Annotated in this window: 28 protein-coding genes; all 28 read right to left on the bottom strand. The window is 41.3% G+C overall.

Annotated elements, in window-relative coordinates; genetic code table 11:
• Window positions 1-67: 67 nt before the first annotated feature.
• Entirely contained in the window at window positions 68-706 is a 639-nt protein-coding gene (locus OVN23_RS03855; protein ID WP_173219266.1) for an adenylate kinase, read from the bottom strand.
• A 265-nt stretch (window positions 707-971) separates the two neighbouring features.
• A complete protein-coding gene (gene secY / locus OVN23_RS03850; protein ID WP_049511466.1) occupies window positions 972-2282 on the bottom strand; it encodes a preprotein translocase subunit SecY in 1311 nt (436 codons plus the stop codon).
• 12 nt (window positions 2283-2294) lie between these two features.
• Window positions 2295-2735, bottom strand: coding sequence for a 50S ribosomal protein L15 (rplO, locus tag OVN23_RS03845; protein WP_000766090.1), 441 nt, complete (start codon window positions 2733-2735; stop codon window positions 2295-2297).
• Window positions 2736-2879: 144 nt separating this feature from the next.
• On the bottom strand, window positions 2880-3062 hold the full coding sequence (rpmD, locus tag OVN23_RS03840) for a 50S ribosomal protein L30 (protein WP_000057241.1): 183 nt from the start codon (window positions 3060-3062) through the stop codon (window positions 2880-2882).
• A gap of 13 nt (window positions 3063-3075) precedes the next feature.
• Window positions 3076-3570 carry a 30S ribosomal protein S5 gene (rpsE, locus tag OVN23_RS03835; RefSeq protein ID WP_000874202.1) on the bottom strand — a complete coding sequence of 165 codons (495 nt, stop codon included), beginning with the start codon at window positions 3568-3570 and terminating at the stop codon, window positions 3076-3078.
• Window positions 3571-3587: 17 nt separating this feature from the next.
• Complete coding sequence (rplR, locus tag OVN23_RS03830) at window positions 3588-3944, bottom strand: 50S ribosomal protein L18 (protein ID WP_000624044.1); 357 nt, start codon at window positions 3942-3944, stop codon at window positions 3588-3590.
• 83 nt (window positions 3945-4027) lie between these two features.
• Window positions 4028-4564, bottom strand: coding sequence for a 50S ribosomal protein L6 (gene rplF, locus OVN23_RS03825; protein WP_000086622.1), 537 nt, complete (start codon window positions 4562-4564; stop codon window positions 4028-4030).
• Between the two features lie 187 nt (window positions 4565-4751).
• Window positions 4752-5150: a 30S ribosomal protein S8 gene (gene rpsH / locus OVN23_RS03820; RefSeq protein WP_000245504.1), complete on the bottom strand. Its 399-nt coding sequence runs from the start codon at window positions 5148-5150 to the stop codon at window positions 4752-4754.
• 180 nt (window positions 5151-5330) lie between these two features.
• Window positions 5331-5516, bottom strand: coding sequence for a type Z 30S ribosomal protein S14 (locus OVN23_RS03815; RefSeq protein WP_001085697.1), 186 nt, complete (start codon window positions 5514-5516; stop codon window positions 5331-5333).
• 17 nt (window positions 5517-5533) lie between these two features.
• Window positions 5534-6076 carry a 50S ribosomal protein L5 gene (rplE, locus tag OVN23_RS03810; protein WP_000013542.1) on the bottom strand — a complete coding sequence of 181 codons (543 nt, stop codon included), beginning with the start codon at window positions 6074-6076 and terminating at the stop codon, window positions 5534-5536.
• Window positions 6077-6099: 23 nt separating this feature from the next.
• Window positions 6100-6405, bottom strand: a complete 306-nt coding sequence (gene rplX / locus OVN23_RS03805) for a 50S ribosomal protein L24 (RefSeq protein ID WP_000497691.1) — start codon at window positions 6403-6405, stop codon at window positions 6100-6102.
• A 77-nt stretch (window positions 6406-6482) separates the two neighbouring features.
• Entirely contained in the window at window positions 6483-6851 is a 369-nt protein-coding gene (rplN, locus tag OVN23_RS03800) for a 50S ribosomal protein L14 (RefSeq protein WP_000616545.1), read from the bottom strand.
• A 25-nt stretch (window positions 6852-6876) separates the two neighbouring features.
• On the bottom strand, window positions 6877-7137 hold the full coding sequence (gene rpsQ / locus OVN23_RS03795; protein WP_000440801.1) for a 30S ribosomal protein S17: 261 nt from the start codon (window positions 7135-7137) through the stop codon (window positions 6877-6879).
• A 24-nt stretch (window positions 7138-7161) separates the two neighbouring features.
• Complete coding sequence (gene rpmC, locus OVN23_RS03790) at window positions 7162-7368, bottom strand: 50S ribosomal protein L29 (RefSeq protein WP_000772918.1); 207 nt, start codon at window positions 7366-7368, stop codon at window positions 7162-7164.
• Window positions 7369-7377: 9 nt separating this feature from the next.
• Window positions 7378-7791 (bottom strand): 50S ribosomal protein L16, encoded by a 414-nt coding sequence (rplP, locus tag OVN23_RS03785; RefSeq protein ID WP_000960946.1) that lies wholly within the window; start codon window positions 7789-7791, stop codon window positions 7378-7380.
• Between the two features lie 3 nt (window positions 7792-7794).
• Window positions 7795-8448: a 30S ribosomal protein S3 gene (gene rpsC, locus OVN23_RS03780; RefSeq protein ID WP_000529936.1), complete on the bottom strand. Its 654-nt coding sequence runs from the start codon at window positions 8446-8448 to the stop codon at window positions 7795-7797.
• A gap of 12 nt (window positions 8449-8460) precedes the next feature.
• Window positions 8461-8805, bottom strand: coding sequence for a 50S ribosomal protein L22 (rplV, locus tag OVN23_RS03775; protein WP_000818137.1), 345 nt, complete (start codon window positions 8803-8805; stop codon window positions 8461-8463).
• Window positions 8806-8816: 11 nt separating this feature from the next.
• Window positions 8817-9098, bottom strand: coding sequence for a 30S ribosomal protein S19 (rpsS, locus tag OVN23_RS03770; RefSeq protein ID WP_000533766.1), 282 nt, complete (start codon window positions 9096-9098; stop codon window positions 8817-8819).
• Between the two features lie 103 nt (window positions 9099-9201).
• Window positions 9202-10035, bottom strand: coding sequence for a 50S ribosomal protein L2 (rplB, locus tag OVN23_RS03765; RefSeq protein WP_000512910.1), 834 nt, complete (start codon window positions 10033-10035; stop codon window positions 9202-9204).
• A 17-nt stretch (window positions 10036-10052) separates the two neighbouring features.
• The gene (locus tag OVN23_RS03760; protein ID WP_001055347.1) at window positions 10053-10349 is read right to left on the bottom strand and encodes a 50S ribosomal protein L23; all 297 of its coding nucleotides are present in this window, start codon (window positions 10347-10349) and stop codon (window positions 10053-10055) included.
• Window positions 10349-10972 (bottom strand): 50S ribosomal protein L4, encoded by a 624-nt coding sequence (gene rplD, locus OVN23_RS03755; protein WP_267240581.1) that lies wholly within the window; start codon window positions 10970-10972, stop codon window positions 10349-10351. The genes OVN23_RS03760 and rplD overlap by 1 nt, the downstream gene beginning before the upstream one ends.
• A 24-nt stretch (window positions 10973-10996) precedes the next feature.
• Window positions 10997-11623 carry a 50S ribosomal protein L3 gene (gene rplC, locus OVN23_RS03750; RefSeq protein WP_000160197.1) on the bottom strand — a complete coding sequence of 209 codons (627 nt, stop codon included), beginning with the start codon at window positions 11621-11623 and terminating at the stop codon, window positions 10997-10999.
• 216 nt (window positions 11624-11839) lie between these two features.
• Window positions 11840-12148, bottom strand: coding sequence for a 30S ribosomal protein S10 (gene rpsJ, locus OVN23_RS03745; protein ID WP_001284513.1), 309 nt, complete (start codon window positions 12146-12148; stop codon window positions 11840-11842).
• A 244-nt stretch (window positions 12149-12392) separates the two neighbouring features.
• A complete protein-coding gene (locus OVN23_RS03740) occupies window positions 12393-13019 on the bottom strand; it encodes a uridine kinase (RefSeq protein WP_267240576.1) in 627 nt (208 codons plus the stop codon).
• Window positions 13016-13606: an anaerobic ribonucleoside-triphosphate reductase activating protein gene (gene nrdG / locus OVN23_RS03735; RefSeq protein WP_267240575.1), complete on the bottom strand. Its 591-nt coding sequence runs from the start codon at window positions 13604-13606 to the stop codon at window positions 13016-13018. Before nrdG ends, OVN23_RS03740 begins: the two co-directional genes overlap by 4 nt.
• Window positions 13599-14105, bottom strand: coding sequence for a GNAT family N-acetyltransferase (locus OVN23_RS03730; protein ID WP_267240574.1), 507 nt, complete (start codon window positions 14103-14105; stop codon window positions 13599-13601). Before OVN23_RS03730 ends, nrdG begins: the two co-directional genes overlap by 8 nt.
• Before the next feature lie 43 nt (window positions 14106-14148).
• Window positions 14149-14289 (bottom strand): hypothetical protein, encoded by a 141-nt coding sequence (locus OVN23_RS03725; protein WP_000521612.1) that lies wholly within the window; start codon window positions 14287-14289, stop codon window positions 14149-14151.
• Window positions 14290-14300: 11 nt separating this feature from the next.
• Window positions 14301-16508 carry an anaerobic ribonucleoside-triphosphate reductase gene (gene nrdD / locus OVN23_RS03720; protein WP_000560890.1) on the bottom strand — a complete coding sequence of 736 codons (2208 nt, stop codon included), beginning with the start codon at window positions 16506-16508 and terminating at the stop codon, window positions 14301-14303.
• Window positions 16509-16612: the final 104 nt, after the last annotated feature.

Here is a 16612-nt window from a genome sequence, read left to right as displayed (position 1 = left end):
AACAATTATAAGTCAGACTATCTCAGTATAACATTTGTAGCGGATTTTTGCAAGTGTGAAAAACGCTTTATTTCAAATTTGTCAATACTTTTTCGATATCTAAGAAGACATCATTGATATCTTGATTACCTTTGATGTCATGAACCAAACCTTTGGCACGGTAGTGAGCAATGATTGGTTCCCCTTGAGCAATATTCACATCCAAACGACGTTTGACTGTCTCGGGTTTATCATCTTCACGTTGGTAGTAATCTTCTTCTTTATAGTCAACTGGTGGGTTAAAGACCTTGTGGAAAGTTTCTCCAGTTACGCGGTGGATGATACGGCCACTCAAACGTTCCAAGAGGCTGTCTGGATTCACTTCGATGTTGATAACACCTTCTAGTTCGATGCCAAGTTCAGCCAATGTTTTGTCCAAGGCATGAGCTTGTTCGATTGTTCGTGGGTAACCATCCAACAAGAATCCTGTTTCTTTAATATCATCTTGTGAAAGACGTTCTTTTACGATTCCATTTGTAACTTCATCAGGAACCAATTCACCCTTGTCAATATATGACTTAGCAAGAACACCCATTTCAGTTTGATTTGCCATTGCAGCGCGGAACATATCACCTGTTGAGATATGTGCAACATGGAATTGTTCTACGATTTTTGCTGCTTGAGTTCCCTTACCTGCACCAGGTAAGCCCATAATCAAAAGATTCATGATTTGATCTCCTTATTTTATTTTTAAATAGAAGCAAAAAGTCTTTTCACCCCTATTTAAAAACAAAATAGAAGAGGGGAGACCAAACTCTCACAAATGTCAGAGTTTAAACCTCCACTCCCTCAGCATTTACTGCTTCATACTCAATGAAAATCAAAGAGCAAACTAGGAAGCTAGCCGCAGGTTGCTCAAAGCACTGCTTTGAGGTTGCAGATAAAGCTGACGTGGTTTGAATTTGATTTTCGAAGAGTATCAGTAAATACTTTTATTCTGTTCTATCCATGAAACCAACATACTTACGTTTCAATAGGTAACCTTCCAATTGCTTGATTCCTTCAATACCTGTAGAGATAATGATCAAAAGACTTGTTCCCCCAAAGGCAACAACATCAGAAAGACCAAATACATCTTTAGCTGCAATCGGCAAAATGGAAATCACACCAAGGAAGAGGGAACCAACCGTTGCAAGACGACGAAGAAGTTTAGACATATATTCCTCTGTACCTTTACCAGGACGAACTCCATGGATATAGGCACCGCTCTTTTGTAGGTTCTCTGCCGCTTTTTCAGGATTAATCTGTACAAACGTATAGAAGAATGTAAAGAGAATAATCAATAAAGCATACATGGCAATACCAGTTGGTGAAGTGGTTGCCAACATCTCTTGTGCTACCCTTACCCAAGCCCAATCATGACCTGTAGCGCTCAAAAATTGAAGAATCGCCGCAGGCGCTGCAGTAATCGAACTGGCAAAGATAACAGGGATAACTCCAGCAGGGTTTACCTTCAAAGGAAGATAAGAGCTAGATGGAGCACCTTGTGCAACCTTAGTATATTGGATTGGAATTTTGTATTCTGCTTGTTGAACATAAGTTGTAAAGTAAATAATCAACAATACAGTAATAATCAAAATGATTACGAAAATGATAGATGAAGTGATACGGCTACTTGGCACGTTCACAAAGTAGTCCACATAGATGCCCTGAATCATCTCTGGAATTGAGGCAACAATCCCGGCAAAGATAATCATGGAAACACCGTTTCCGTATCCCTTATCTGTAATTTGCTCACCCAACCAAGTGACAATCATACTACCAGCTGTTAAGATGATACCAATCGTCAGAAAAACTTGTGGAGTTAAAGCAGTTTTAATCAATTGAGCTCCAGCCAAGGTATTAAAACCAGCTGTAATCCCGATAGATTGCACAAAAGCGAGAACTAGAGCAATATAACGAGTAGCTTGATTCAATTTTCTTCGGCCTACTTCCCCTTGTTTTCCCCACTCTACAAACTTGGGTAAAATATCCATTTGCAAGAGTTGGACAACGATAGAAGCAGTGATATAGGGACTCACTCCTAGGGCAAAAATCGAAAAGTTTTTTAGGGCATTCCCCGACACCAAGCTCAACATGTTTAAGAAGGATAATCCACTTAAAGCATTCAAGCTATTGGCATTCACACCAGGAACTGTAATGCTAGTCCCGATACGAAAGACCAAAACGATAAAAATTGTAAATAAAATTTTTGATCGAACTTGCTTGACTTTAAGAGCTTCTCTTAATAATTTAAAAAACATAGGTCACCTCTCTTAGATGACTTCTACTGAACCACCTTTAGCAGTGATAGCTTCTTCAGCTGATTTAGAGAATTTAGCTGCTTTCACAGTCAATTTCTTAGTCAACTCACCGTTACCAAGAATTTTAATACCTGATTTTTCAGCTTTAACAATTCCTGATTCGATAAGAACAACTGGAGTAACCTCAGCACCATCTTCAAAGACGTTCAATTGGTCAAGGTTCACAATTGCGTATTCTTTAGCGTTGATGTTAGTGAATCCACGTTTTGGAAGACGACGGAACAATGGAGTTTGTCCACCTTCAAAACCAAGGCGAACTCCGCCACCGCTACGAGCTTTTTGACCTTTTTGACCACGACCAGATGTTTTACCGTTACCTGATGAAGTACCACGACCAACGCGGTTACGTACTTTACGAGAACCTTCTGCAGGTTTCAATTCATGAAGTTTCATTTTTATTTTCTCCTCTTTTGTAAAATGCTAGCGCCGATAAGGGAGAAAAGGTTGTCTCCCCCATCAACTCGCCTATACGACGTCATCATAGATGACTATATCTAGTTTTAGGGGATGGTATAGTGCACATCCCCTAAAAATTCATTAGTTTACTTCTTCAACTGTTACCAAGTGAGATACTGCTGTGATCATACCACGGATAGCAGCGTTGTCTTCTTTAATAACAGAGCTGTTCAATTTGCCAAGTCCAAGTGCTACAACAGTTTTACGTTGTGATGGAATGCGTCCGATTGGAGACTTAGTCAAAGTAATTTTAATTTGAGCCATTTTATCCCCTTTCTTATGCCAAATCAGAAACTGAAATACCACGAAGGGCAGCAACTTCTTCAGCGCGTTTCAATTGTTTCAAACCTTCAACAGTTGCACGAACAATGTTGATTGGAGTGTTAGAACCAAGTGATTTAGATGTAATATCTGCCACACCTGCCAATTCCACAACGGCACGAACTGCACCACCAGCGGCAACTCCAGAACCTTCTACAGCAGGTTTCAACAATACTTTAGCTCCACCGAATTCTGAAAGAACTTCGTGTGGGATTGTTGTTCCAACCATAGGAACTTCGATCAAGTTTTTCTTAGCATCATCTACTGCTTTACGGATTGCTTCTGGAACTTCTTGAGCTTTACCAGTACCAAATCCTACGCGACCGTTGTGGTCACCAACAACAACAAGAGCTGCGAAACGAAGACGACGTCCACCTTTAACAACTTTTGTAACACGGTTGACAGCAACTACGCGTTCTTCTAATTCAACTGCATTGTCTTTAAATGCCATTTTCTAGTGTCCTCCTATTAGAATTTCAATCCGTTTTCACGAGCTGCATCAGCCAAAGCTTTCACACGTCCGTGATATAGATATCCACCGCGGTCGAACACCACTTCTGAAATACCTTTAGCGTTTGCACGTTCTGCAACGAGTTTACCGACAGCAACGGCTTGTTCAGTTTTAGTTCCTTTTGAAACTTCTTTGTCAAGAGTTGAAGCACTTGCGAGCGTTACACCCGCTACGTCATCAATCACTTGAGCGTAGATGCCTGTATTAGAACGGAATACGTTCAAACGTGGGCGATCAGCAGTTCCAGAGAGTTTTCCGCGAACGCGACGGTGGCGTTTTTGGCGGAGTTTGTTTTTATCTGGTTTTGAAATCACAGTTTTCACCTCTTTAGTTTTAAATCGTGTGCTATGCACAAAGTTGGAAAATAGGTTGGTGGTTGAAAATCAACCACTCAACATTATTTACCTGTTTTACCTTCTTTACGGCGAACGAATTCACCAACGTAACGGATACCTTTACCTTTATATGGTTCTGGTGAACGAAGGCTACGTACGTAAGCAGCTGTTTGACCAACTACTTCTTTTGAAATTCCGCTAACAACGATTGTTGTTGGGTTTGGAAGTTCAAAAGTAATTCCTTCTGGAGCTTCAACTTCGTCTGGATGAGATTTACCAACAGCCAAAACAAGTTTAGATCCTTGAAGTTGTGCACGGTAACCAACCCCGCGCATTTCAAGTTCTTTCTTGAATCCTTCTGATACACCAACAACCATGTTGTTCAAAAGGGCACGAGTAGTTCCGTGGATAGTTTTCATTTCTTTTGAATCGTTTGGACGGTGAAGAGTTACTTCAGTACCTTCCACACGGATTTCAATATCTTTTGAGAACTCACGAGTAAGTTCTCCTTTAGGTCCTTTTACAGTTACAAGGTTGTCATTGTTAGTGATTTCAACACCAGCAGGCAACACGATAACTTTATTACCAATACGTGACATGTTTATTTTCTCCTGTTAGATTGTCAGGCCAGAACGGCCAGTTTTCACGGGGTTAAATCGATTTCTCGATTTAAAGGAACATTTAGGTTTCAATTTCAAAGTGAATCTAGGCATCGTCTCGCAGGCATAACTTTGGGTTAGACAAGAGACGATAACGAAGAGTCACAAAGAAATTGGGAGCTAAATATTACCAAACGTAAGCGATAACCTCACCACCAACATTCTTTTGGCGTGCTTCTTTATCAGTAAGCAAACCTTCAGAAGTTGAAAGGATAGCAATTCCAAGTCCATTAAGAACTTTTGGAAGGTCTTCACGTTTTTTGTAGACACGAAGTCCTGGTTTAGAAACACGTTTCAAGTTAGTGATAACTTTCTCACCGTTTGGTCCGTATTTAAGGAATACACGGATGATGCCTTGTTTGTCATCTTCGATGATTTCAACGTTTTTTACAAAACCTTCGCGTTTAAGGATTTCAGCAATCCCTTTTTTGATGTTTGATGCAGGTACTTCAAGTACTTCGTGTTTAGCTTGGTTAGCGTTACGAATACGAGTTAGGAAGTCTGCGATTGGGTCAGTCATAACCATTTTGTTTTTCTCCTCTTACTAGTAGTTTGCAAGTTGCACTTGCTAGTTAATGATTGAGCTAGGCTCAGAATATGTTTCTAGGTTTCAATTCCTAAGTGAGTCTAGGCATCTGCTTGCAGGCATAACTTGAGTTAGGCAAAAGCAGATAACGACGAATCACGACGGGATTGAAAGTTAGAATTACCAAGATGCTTTTGTTACACCAGGGATTTGTCCTTTGTAAGCTAATTCACGGAAGCAAACACGGCAAAGTTTAAATTTGCGGTAAACTGAATGTGGACGACCACATTTTTCACAACGAGTATAAGCTTGAGTAGAGAACTTCGCTGGACGTTTGTTCTTAGCAATCATTGATTTTTTAGCCATTAGATTTACCTCCTATATTATTTTGCAAAAGGCATTCCAAGGCCTGTAAGCAATGCACGTGACTCTTCGTCAGTGTTAGCAGTTGTTACGATAACGATGTCAAGACCACGAGTTTTGTCAACGTCATCGAAGTTGATTTCTGGGAAGATCAATTGTTCTTTCACACCAAGTGTGTAGTTTCCGCGTCCATCAAATGACTTTGTTGGAACACCGTGGAAGTCACGCACACGTGGAAGTGAAACTGAAACCAATTTATCCAAGAATTCGTACATACGTTCACCACGAAGGGTAACTTTTGCACCGATCGCAACACCTTCACGAAGACGGAAGCCGGCGATTGATTTTTTAGCTTTAGTGATAAGTGGTTTTTGACCTGAGATAAGTGCCAATTCTTCAGCAGCTTTTTCAAGGCTTTTAGCGTTTGATACAGCTTCACCAACACCCATGTTCAAAACGATCTTATCTACTTTAGGTACAGCCATCACTGATGAGTAGTTGAATTGTTCTGTCAAAGCAGGAACTACTTCATTAAGATATTTTTCTTTTAAACGATTTGCCATTATACTTCTCCTTTCCTTCGTGATCAATCAAGCACTTCGCCTGATTTTTTGTTGTAGCGAACTTTTTTACCGTCTACAAATTTGTAACCAACACGACCAGCTACACCATTTTTGTCCAAAACTTGAACGTTTGATACGTGGATAGCTGCTTCTTTCTCGATGATTCCACCTTGAGGAAGCTCGTTAGTTGGACGTTGGTGTTTCTTAACGATGTTAACACCTTCAACGATAACTTTGTTTACTTTTGGAAGGGCAGTAAGGACAACAGCTTCTGTTCCCTTATCTTTACCAGCGATTACGCGAACTTTGTCGCCTTTTTTTACAAACATTAGGTTTCTCCTTGATTTTTCTTACGCCCATAAGGGCACCCTAGCTTGAAGCTAGGGGACTAGTTTGTTTCTAAAAATTAAAGTACTTCTGGAGCAAGTGACACGATCTTCATGAAGCCACCTTCACGCAATTCACGTGCAACTGGGCCAAAGATACGTGTTCCGCGAGGAGTTTTATCTTCACGGATGATAACTGCTGCGTTTTCGTCAAATTTGATGTATGAACCATCAGCACGACGAGCACCTGATTTAGTACGAACGATAACTGCTTTAACAACGTCACCTTTTTTAACCGCACCACCAGGAGTAGCTTGTTTTACAGATGCCACGATAACATCACCGATGTTTGCAAATTTACGTCCTGAACCACCAAGAACTTTGATAGTCAAGATTTCGCGAGCACCGCTGTTGTCTGCGACTTTCAAACGAGTTTCTGTTTGAATCATTTCAGTTTTCTCCTTTCAGGTTTGATTAGATGATGACCGCTTCTTCAACAACTTCTACAAGACGGAAACGTTTTGTAGCTGAAAGCGGGCGAGTTTCCATGATACGTACGATATCGCCTTCTTTGGCAACATTGTTTTCATCATGAGCTTTGTATTTTTTAGAGTAGTTAATACGTTTACCATAGACTGGGTGGTTACGTTTTGTTTCAACTACAACTGTGATTGTCTTGTCCATTTTGTCAGATACAACACGTCCAACAAGAACTTTACGATTATTGCGTTCCATTGAAATTTCTCCTTCCCTAGTCTATTATTTCGCTTCAGATTGAACTGTTTTGATACGAGCGATTTGTTTTTTAACTTCTTTCAAGCGAGCTGTTTGTTCCAATTGACCAGTAGCAGCTTGGAAACGAAGTTCAAACAATTCTTTTTTCAATTCGTTTTCGCGCTTCGCGAGTTCTTCTTGAGAAAGACCACGAAGTTCTTTAACAAATTCTTTTACTTCATTAAGTTTCATGCCTTCTCCTTATTCTGCTTCACGTTTTACGAATTTACATTTAACTGGCAATTTGTGGCTAGCAAGACGAAGCGCTTCGCGAGCGATCTCTTCAGATACACCAGCGATTTCGAACATCACTTTACCACGTTTAACTGGTGCTACCCAACCTTCAGGTGCCCCTTTACCAGATCCCATACGCACACCGATAGCTTTAGCAGTGTATGATTTGTGTGGGAAGATTTTAATCCAAACTTTACCACCACGTTTCATGTAACGAGTCATGGCGATACGAGCAGCTTCGATTTGGCGGTTAGTGATCCAGTGGCTAGTTGTAGCTTGAAGACCGTATTCACCGAATGCTACTTCTTTTCCACCTTTTGCTTCACCGCGCATTTTTCCACGGAATTCACGACGGTGTTTAACACGTTTAGGTACTAACATTGGTTATTTACCTCCTTTAGTGTTTTTGCGAGCTGGAAGAACTTCACCACGGTAGATCCATACTTTAACACCAAGTTTACCGTATGTAGTATCTGCTTCTTCCCAAGCGTAATCGATATCTGCACGAAGTGTGTGAAGTGGAACAGTTCCTTCAGAGTATCCTTCAGCACGGGCGATATCTGCACCGTTCAAACGACCTGATACTTGAGTTTTGATTCCTTTAGCTCCAGCACGCATTGCACGTTGGATTGCTTGTTTTTGTGCACGACGGAAAGCAACACGTTGCTCCAATTGACGAGCAATACCTTCACCTACAAGGTGAGCATCCAAATCAGGTTGTTTGATTTCGATGATGTTGATGTGTACTTGTTTTCCAGTCAATTTGTTAAGTTTTGCACGGAGTGCATCAACGTTAGCACCACCTTTACCGATAACCATACCTGGTTTAGCAGTGTGAAGTGAAACGTTAACTTTGTTTACTGCGCGTTCGATTTCGATAGTTGAAACTGCTGCGTCAGCAAGTTCTTTTTGAACGAATTTACGGATTGCAAGATCTTCATGAAGGTAATCCGCGTATTCTTTTTCAGCATACCATTTGGCATCCCAATCACGGATGATGCCGACACGCATACCAATTGGATGTACTTTTTGACCCACGATTTTACCTCCTTATTTTTCTGCAACAGCTACAGTAATGTGAGCTGTACGTTTGTTGATTGGTGAAGCTGAACCTTTCGCACGTGGACGGAAACGTTTCATAGTTGGTCCTTCGTTTGCGAATGCTTCAGATACTACCAAGTTAGCTTTATCCAAACCAAAGTTGTTTTCAGCGTTAGCTACAGCTGAGTTCAAAACTTTCAAGATGATTTCAGCAGCTTTGTTTGGAGTGAATGTCAAGATTGCGATTGCATCGGCTACGCTTTTACCACGGATGTTATCAAGAACAAGACGTGATTTACGAGGTGAAACACGTACTGTACGAGCCATTGCTTTAGCTGAAGTAATTTCTGCCATTTATGTTCTCCTTATTTTCTACGTGTTTTCTTGTCGTCTGCAGCGTGACCTTTGTAAGTACGAGTTGGTGCAAATTCACCAAGTTTGTGACCTACCATGTCTTCTTGGATGTAAACAGGTACGTGTTTACGACCGTCATAAACTGCAATAGTGTAACCAATGAAACTTGGGAAGATCGTTGAACGACGTGACCAAGTTTTAATAACTTTTTTCTTTTCGTCGTTAGCTTGAGCTTCAACTTTTTTCATCAAATGCTCATCGACGAAAGGTCCTTTTTTAAGACTGCGTCCCATTTTTATATTTTCTCCTTTAAATGTTGTACCACAGCGGCTTGCGCTCCTATGGAGCGCTACCGAGCTGGCGGATTTACTAGTTGCTTAAGCGACTAGTTTAATATTATTTCTCGTTGCGACGACGAACGATAAGTTTGTCAGATTTCGCTTTCTTGTTACGAGTTTTAAGACCAAGAGCAGGTTTGCCCCATGGAGTAGATGGTGCTTTACGACCAACTGGTGCTTTACCTTCACCACCACCGTGTGGGTGATCGTTAGGGTTCATTACAGAACCACGAACTGTTGGGCGGATACCTTTCCAACGGCTACGTCCTGCTTTACCAAGGTTTACAAGTCCGTGTTGTTCGTTTCCGACAACACCAACTGTAGCACGGCAAGTTCCAAGAATCATACGAACTTCACCTGATTGAAGACGAACAAGAACGTATTTACCTTCTTGACCCAATACTTGAGCAGATGCTCCAGCAGCACGTACCAATTCACCACCACGACCTGGTTTCAACTCGATGTTGTGGATCAAAGTACCAACTGGGATGTTAGCAAGTGGAAGAGCGTTTCCGACTTTGATATCTGCTTCTGGACCTGAAACGATACGTTGACCTACTTCAAGACCTTTTGGAGCGATGATGTATGCTTTCACACCGTCAGTGTAGTGTACAAGAGCGATGTTTGCAGAACGGTTTGGATCGTACTCGATTGTTTTAACAACTGCTTCAACGTTGTCTTTGTTACGTTTGAAGTCAACCAAACGGTAGAAACGTTTGTGTCCACCACCTTGGTGACGAACTGTGATACGACCGTTGTTGTTACGACCAGCCTTGCTCTTCAATGCAACAAGCAATGATTTTTCAGGAGTGCTTGTTGTGATTTCAGCGAAATCCAAAGAAGTCATATTACGGCGACCGTTTGTTGTTGGTTTATAAACACGAATTCCCACGATATTTCCTCCTTAGATTATTCAGCTTCAGCAGCAAACAACTCGATTGCTTTTGAATCAGCTGTAAGTGTGATGATAGCTTTTTTAGTTTTGTTAGTAAAACCAGTGTAACGTCCAACACGTTTAGCTTTTGGTTTTACGTTGATTGTGTTAACATTAGCAACTTTAACACCTTCGAAAGCAGCTTCAACAGCTTGCTTGATCAAAAGTTTGTGTGCACGAGTGTCAACTTCAAATACATATTTTCCTGCTTCAAGTTGAGCCATTGAGCTTTCAGTGATGACAGGTTTTTTGATAACATCATACAAATTCATTATGCAAGAACCTCCTCGATTTTAGAGATAGCTGCTTGTGTGACAAGAAGTTTGTCGCTATTTGCGATGTCAAGAACACTTGCAGTTGTAGCAGTTGCAACTTTCACGTTTGGAAGGTTACGAGCTGAAAGAGCTGCTAATTCATTTCCTTCTTCAAGGATAACAAGAACTTTAGAATCGATGCTCAATGCTGCAAGAACTTTTGCAAATTCAGCAGTTTTTGGAGCTGTAAATTCAAGAGAATCAACGGCTACAAATTTGTTTTCAGCAACTTTTTCAGAGTAAACTGATTTAAGAGCTAGGCGACGAACTTTTTGTGGAAGTTTGTAGCCGTATGAACGTGGAGTTGGCCCGAAGACAACACCACCACCACGCCATTGTGGTGAGCGGATAGAACCTTGACGAGCACGTCCAGTTCCTTTTTGACGCCATGGTTTGCGTCCACCACCTGATACTGCAGAGCGGTTTTTAACAGCGTGTGTTCCTTGACGAAGGCTTGCGCGTTGGCTGATGATTACATCAAACACAACTGATTCATTTGGTTCGATACCAAATACTGCATCGTTAAGAACAACTTCACCCGCTTGTTTACCAGTTTGGTCGAATAATGTTACATTTGCCATTTTGACTGTATTCCCCTTTCCTTATTATTTACCAGCTTTAACTGCTGATTTGATAGTGATAAGAGATTTCTTAGCACCTGGTACGTTACCTTTGATAAGGATGACGTTCTTTTCTGGAACAACTTGTACAACTTCAAGGTTTTGAATTGTTACGCGGTCGCCACCCATACGTCCTGCAAGGTTTTTACCTTTGAATACGCGGTTAGGTGCAACAGGTCCCATAGAACCTGGACGACGGTGGTAACGAGAACCGTGAGCCATTGGTCCACGTGATTGTCCGTGGCGTTTGATAACACCTTGGAAACCTTTACCTTTAGAAGTACCAGTTACGTCAACAACGTCTCCAGCTGCGAATGTTTCAACTGTGATTTCAGCACCAACTTCCAAGCCTTCAACGTTTTTGAATTCACGAATGAAGCGCTTAGGAGCCGTGTTAGCTTTCGCTACATGTCCTTTAGCAGGTTTGTTGCTCAATACTTCGCGTTTGTCATCGAAACCAACTTGGATAGCGTTGTATCCGTCTGTTTCAACAGTTTTAACTTGAAGAACAACGTTTGGAGTTGCTTCAATAACTGTTACAGGGATCAATTCGCCAGCTTCAGTGAAGATTTGAGTCATTCCCACTTTTTTCCCTAAGATTCCTTTTGTCATGAGAAAATAGTTCCTTTTCTATATTTTTTATTCAAAAAGTTTTTAACGAGCGTTTTTTATGCTCAAGTCTAAGATACAAAGGGCGTCAAACTCAAAGTGAAAACAGAAAACTGACGCAGTGTCTAGCAGACACTAGGAAGTTTGTCTTTTTCACACCGAGTTTAGCCCGTGTTCAATTAAATTGAAACACCAGCCTCTGCTCTTTTATATTTTAGATTAAAGTTTGATTTCTACGTTTACACCACTTGGAAGATCCAATTTCATCAAAGCGTCAACTGTTTTTTGAGTTGGGTTAACGATATCGATCAAACGTTTGTGTGTACGCATTTCAAATTGTTCGCGAGAGTCTTTGTATTTGTGAGTCGCACGAATGATTGTGTAGAGGCTACGTTCAGTTGGAAGTGGGATTGGACCCGCAACTTGTGCACCTGTACGAGTAGCTGATTCTACGATTTTTGCAGCCGCTGTATCAAGCGTACGGTGTTCGTAAGCTTTCAAACGGATACGGATTTTTTTGTTTGCCATCTTTTTCTCCTTTTCGTCTATTTAAGATAATAGGCTAGCTCCACAAGAAAACCGACGCGGTGTTGCGTGGCAATGCAACCGAGCGTATCGCAACCTCTTGCATCAAAGCTAAAGCTGTAATTTACAGCACCATAATAGAATAACACAAAGCCCCTGCGATTGCAAGGGATTTGTTGCTGTTTTTTCATTTTTTTACGATGAAACTGTTTTCCTATTTTTTCTTTTTAAAATTAGGGATTTTCTTCTATATAATTTGAGTTCTCTTGACTTCGAATTTACCTTCTGATTGATCCACTAAGACATCCGCCTTAGACTCAGTTTCTTTATAGTATCGCAGATACTGCTCCCGTCTCATCTGATGGCTAGCCAATATAAAGGATGCATCGCGATTTCTCACAGTCGTATCTCTAGCAAGGCGCCGCTTTAATTCGGTCTCCTCATCCGTGTAGAAACAGATGGTTTTGTCAAAGAGTTCTTTGGGTAAAAAGCCAACAGACATCCCTTCGACAATCAAAATCGGTTTTGCTCCAGACAAGACCTCACTAGCCTTCCAAGGTTCTTCAATTGTTAAGACATCCATGCCAGCCTTTAAAGCGAGAATGTCTCTTTCTAAACTTACCAGTTCATGAGCCACAGGTAAACAAGCGGTCACTTTTTGGTCTGGAGTCTCCTTTGGCACCATTAAATGACGATTTGAAGCAATGTAAGGATCGGTTTCCAATAAGTTTACCTTTGCAGAATCTAGGGTTTGGTACAATTCCTGTGCAAAAGTTGATTTACCCGAAGCCCCATGACCGTATATTCCCAGTGTCCTGACTTTCCCCGTCTTGATCTCTGAGACTAGTTGGTCTACTAAGTCTTTTTTCTTCATTCTCTCTTCACCTGTTCATAGCTTTCTTTTCCGTCATTAAGCTTGTCCCAAATCACTACTTGCCCACTTTGGAGCGATTTTTGCACATCTATAATTCGTTGGTTGGACGAACCTCGAAACTGAAGCATAAGATTTCTCTTAGTTCGATCGTATCGTCCATCTACAAGGATGTCAATTAGCGATAAGAGTTCCAGTTTATCTGGAGTTTCCAACATCATTTCTTCCCATGTATAGCCCGTCCAGGACCAGATGTCTTTTTCTGGTAATTCCTTTCGAATGCGTTTAACGAGAGGTAAGAGAATGCCCGTATTGAGGAAGGGCTCCCCTCCCAGCAAGGTCAATCCTTGAACATAGGGCTGGGCAAGGTCTGCCATGATCTGTTCTTCTAATTCTGCTGTAAATGGAATGCCAGCATTAAAAGACCAAGTCGCTACATTATAACACCCCTCGCAGTGAAACATGCAGCCTGATACATAGAGGGAGTTACGCACGCCTTCTCCGTCCACAAAGTTAAAGGCCTTGTAGTCAATGATACGGCCTTGACTGAGCTCCTCACTTTTCCATTCTTGTGGTTTTGGATTATTCATTCGCTACCTCTATCCAATAACGCTCAACTCCATTACGAACATCCTCAAGGAGCCCACCATTTGCTAGAATGACTGCTCTGCTAGCAGGATTATTCACACTACAGGTCACAAGAGCTTTCTTGATGTTCTTTTCCTTAGTAACTTGCAAGCCCTGACGGAGAGTCCCTTTAGCATAACCTTTGCCTCTTTCTGATGGACGAATAGAGTAGCCAATGTGGCCAGCATAATTCAATAACCCCTCATTCAGTCTCAATCGCAGATTCAAAAATCCTAGAGCACGACCTATATCATCAAATGATACAAATTGAATAGAAGGAACACGATTTTCAGGCAAGCTTATTCCCATCTCTTTTTGCATATTTGTTTCCAACCATTCTTCATACACAAAGTTCTCTGTATCCCAAAATCCTCCATCATGGGCTGATTGGCTCTTTTCAAACTCTGTCATCATCTCTAAAACTGTTTCTTTATCTGCTAATCTTGGTCTGCGTAATTCCATCACTACCTCCCACTAAGAGAAAAGCGAGAGTTGACTCTCACTTTTATTTTTTCTTGTTCTTGTTTAAAAATTGTTCTCTGAGGCTAAGCAAGCGTTCTTTTTTACCAGCCCCACCTTTAGAGTGTTTCTCGTGATAGCGGTTCACTTGTGCGCGCCCCTTATCGTCTAATTGATATTTTCCCATTTCATTTCTTTCTAATTTGTTACTTGATGACCAGCTATTTTAATCGTTGAGCCATTCATATGTTTGACACGCGCAGCGATTTCCTTGTGACGGCCGTTGACCATCGGTCTCGCTTGAGGATTGCCAAGATAGCCACAAGTCCGTTTAACAACGTCCACTGTTTTAGGGTCGCTATTGCCACAGTTGGGACAAGCAAATCCTCTCTCAGTTGGTTCAAAATCCCCTTCAAAGTCACACTTGTAGCAACGGTCAATTGGAGTATTAGTTCCCAGATAACCCACACGGTCATAGGCATAATCCCAGACAGCTTCCAAGGCCTTTGGATTTTGCTGGAGGACTGGATACTCACAGTAATGGATGAAACCACCTGACGCACCTGCTTCTGGATAGACTTTCTCAAAGTCCAATTTTTCAAACGGTGTTGGATTTTTACGAACATCGTAGTGGAAAGAATTGGTGTAGTATTCCTTGTCTGTAATATCAAGAATAGAACCAAACTTCTCTGTATCTAGTCGGCAGAAACGGTCTGTCAGACTTTCAGATGGTGTTGAGTAGATAGAGAAATGGTAGCCATATTGGTCAGACCACTCTTCTACCCGGCGTTTCATATCGCGAATGATGTCTAGCGTGAATTCCTTGGCTTCTGGATTGTGTTCCCAGCTATTTCCAAAGAAAACTGTCGCTACCTCGTACAAACCGATATAGCCCAGCGAAACGGTCGCTCGACGATTCTTAAAGAGCTGGTCAATACTTTCTTCTTTACCTAGACGATGGCCAAAAGCACCGTATTGATAAAGGATAGGAGCATTGGCTGGTGTCGCCTCTTTAGTACGTTCAACACGGTAAACCAGAGCATCTTCAGCGATATTCATCCGCTCGTTGAAGATTTCCCAGAACTTATTCATGTCTCCCTCAGACTCGAGGGCAATACGAGGAAGGTTGACCGTCACAACACCTAAATTCATCCGACCCGAATTGACTTCTACACCATTCTCGTCTTTCCATCCTTGGAGGAAAGAACGACAGCCCATAGGTACCTTGAAGGAACCTGTCAAGTCAACAATCTTATCATAGGACAAAACATCCGGATACATCCGTTTTGTTGCACACTCAAGAGCCAACTGCTTGATGTCGTAGTTGGTTGTCCCTTCCTCTAAATTAAGGCCTCTTTTCAGAGTGAAAATAAGTTTAGGGAAGATAGCTGTGCGGTGTTCTGAACCGAGCCCCTTGATGCGAATGTTTAAAATAGCTTTTTGAATTTCTCGTTCAAAACGACTGGTTCCCATACCAAAACCTAGCGAAGTAAAAGGTGTTTGTCCATTTGAAGTGAAGAGAGTATTGATTTCATACTCAAGGGATTGCATAGCATCGTAGATGTCTTTTTGGGTTTTCTTCCAAGCGTAATCTTCCCGTTTTTCAGGTAAGACCCATTCTTCCGCATCTTTGAGGTGTTTTTGGTAATTCTTCTCTGCATAAGGCGCCAAAACTTCATCGATACGGTCAGCTGAACAGCCACCATACTGGCTAGAAGCAACGTTGGCGATGATTTGCGAAATCTGAGCTGTCGCAGTCTGGATAGACTTGGGACTTTCTACCTCTGCATTTCCAATCTTAAAACCATTTTCCAACATCCCCTTGAAATCAATCAAACAGCAGTTGGTCATAGGGGTATAGGGACTGTAGTCCAAATCGTGATAGTGGATATCCCCCTTTTGGTGGGCATTGGCTACGTGCTTAGGAAGCATTTGCAGTCCGATTGATTTTCCAACGATACCCGCTGTCAAATCACGCTGGGTATTAAAGACATCGCTATCTTTATTGGCATTTTCATTGACAACTGCCTGATCTTTATTAAGAAGCTTATGAATACTAAAGTTAATATCTGTCGCTTTTGAACGATCAAAATCCCTCTGTGTCCGATAAGTAATATACTCCTCAGCCAGCGCATATTCTTTGGCTTCAAGCAGTTCATGTTCTACGATATTTTGAATTTCGTAAATCTTAACCCCTTTTGGAAAGCGACTATGAATTTCTGTGACAATTCGCTCGGTCAGAGCATTTAGGCGCTTTTCGACTAAGGGTGTCACATCCATAACCTTGTCTGCCGCCTTGTGGAGAGCCTTGTCAATCTTATCCACATCAAATACAACACGTCTCCCATCTCGTTTCTCGACGAAGAGAGTTGGCAAAATTGTAATTTTTTCTTCTAGTGCAATCATATGCATTCTCTTTTCTAAAATGTTCTTTCTAAAAAGTATTATACCACTCTAAAAAGAAAAATCAATATCTTGTGTTAAAAATCCTAAAATTTTTAAAAATACAC

The organism is Streptococcus sp. Marseille-Q6488 (genome assembly GCF_946902925.1).
Taxonomy (GTDB): Bacteria; Bacillota; Bacilli; order Lactobacillales; family Streptococcaceae; genus Streptococcus.
This window is presented reverse-complemented; position numbering and strand designations above follow the sequence as displayed.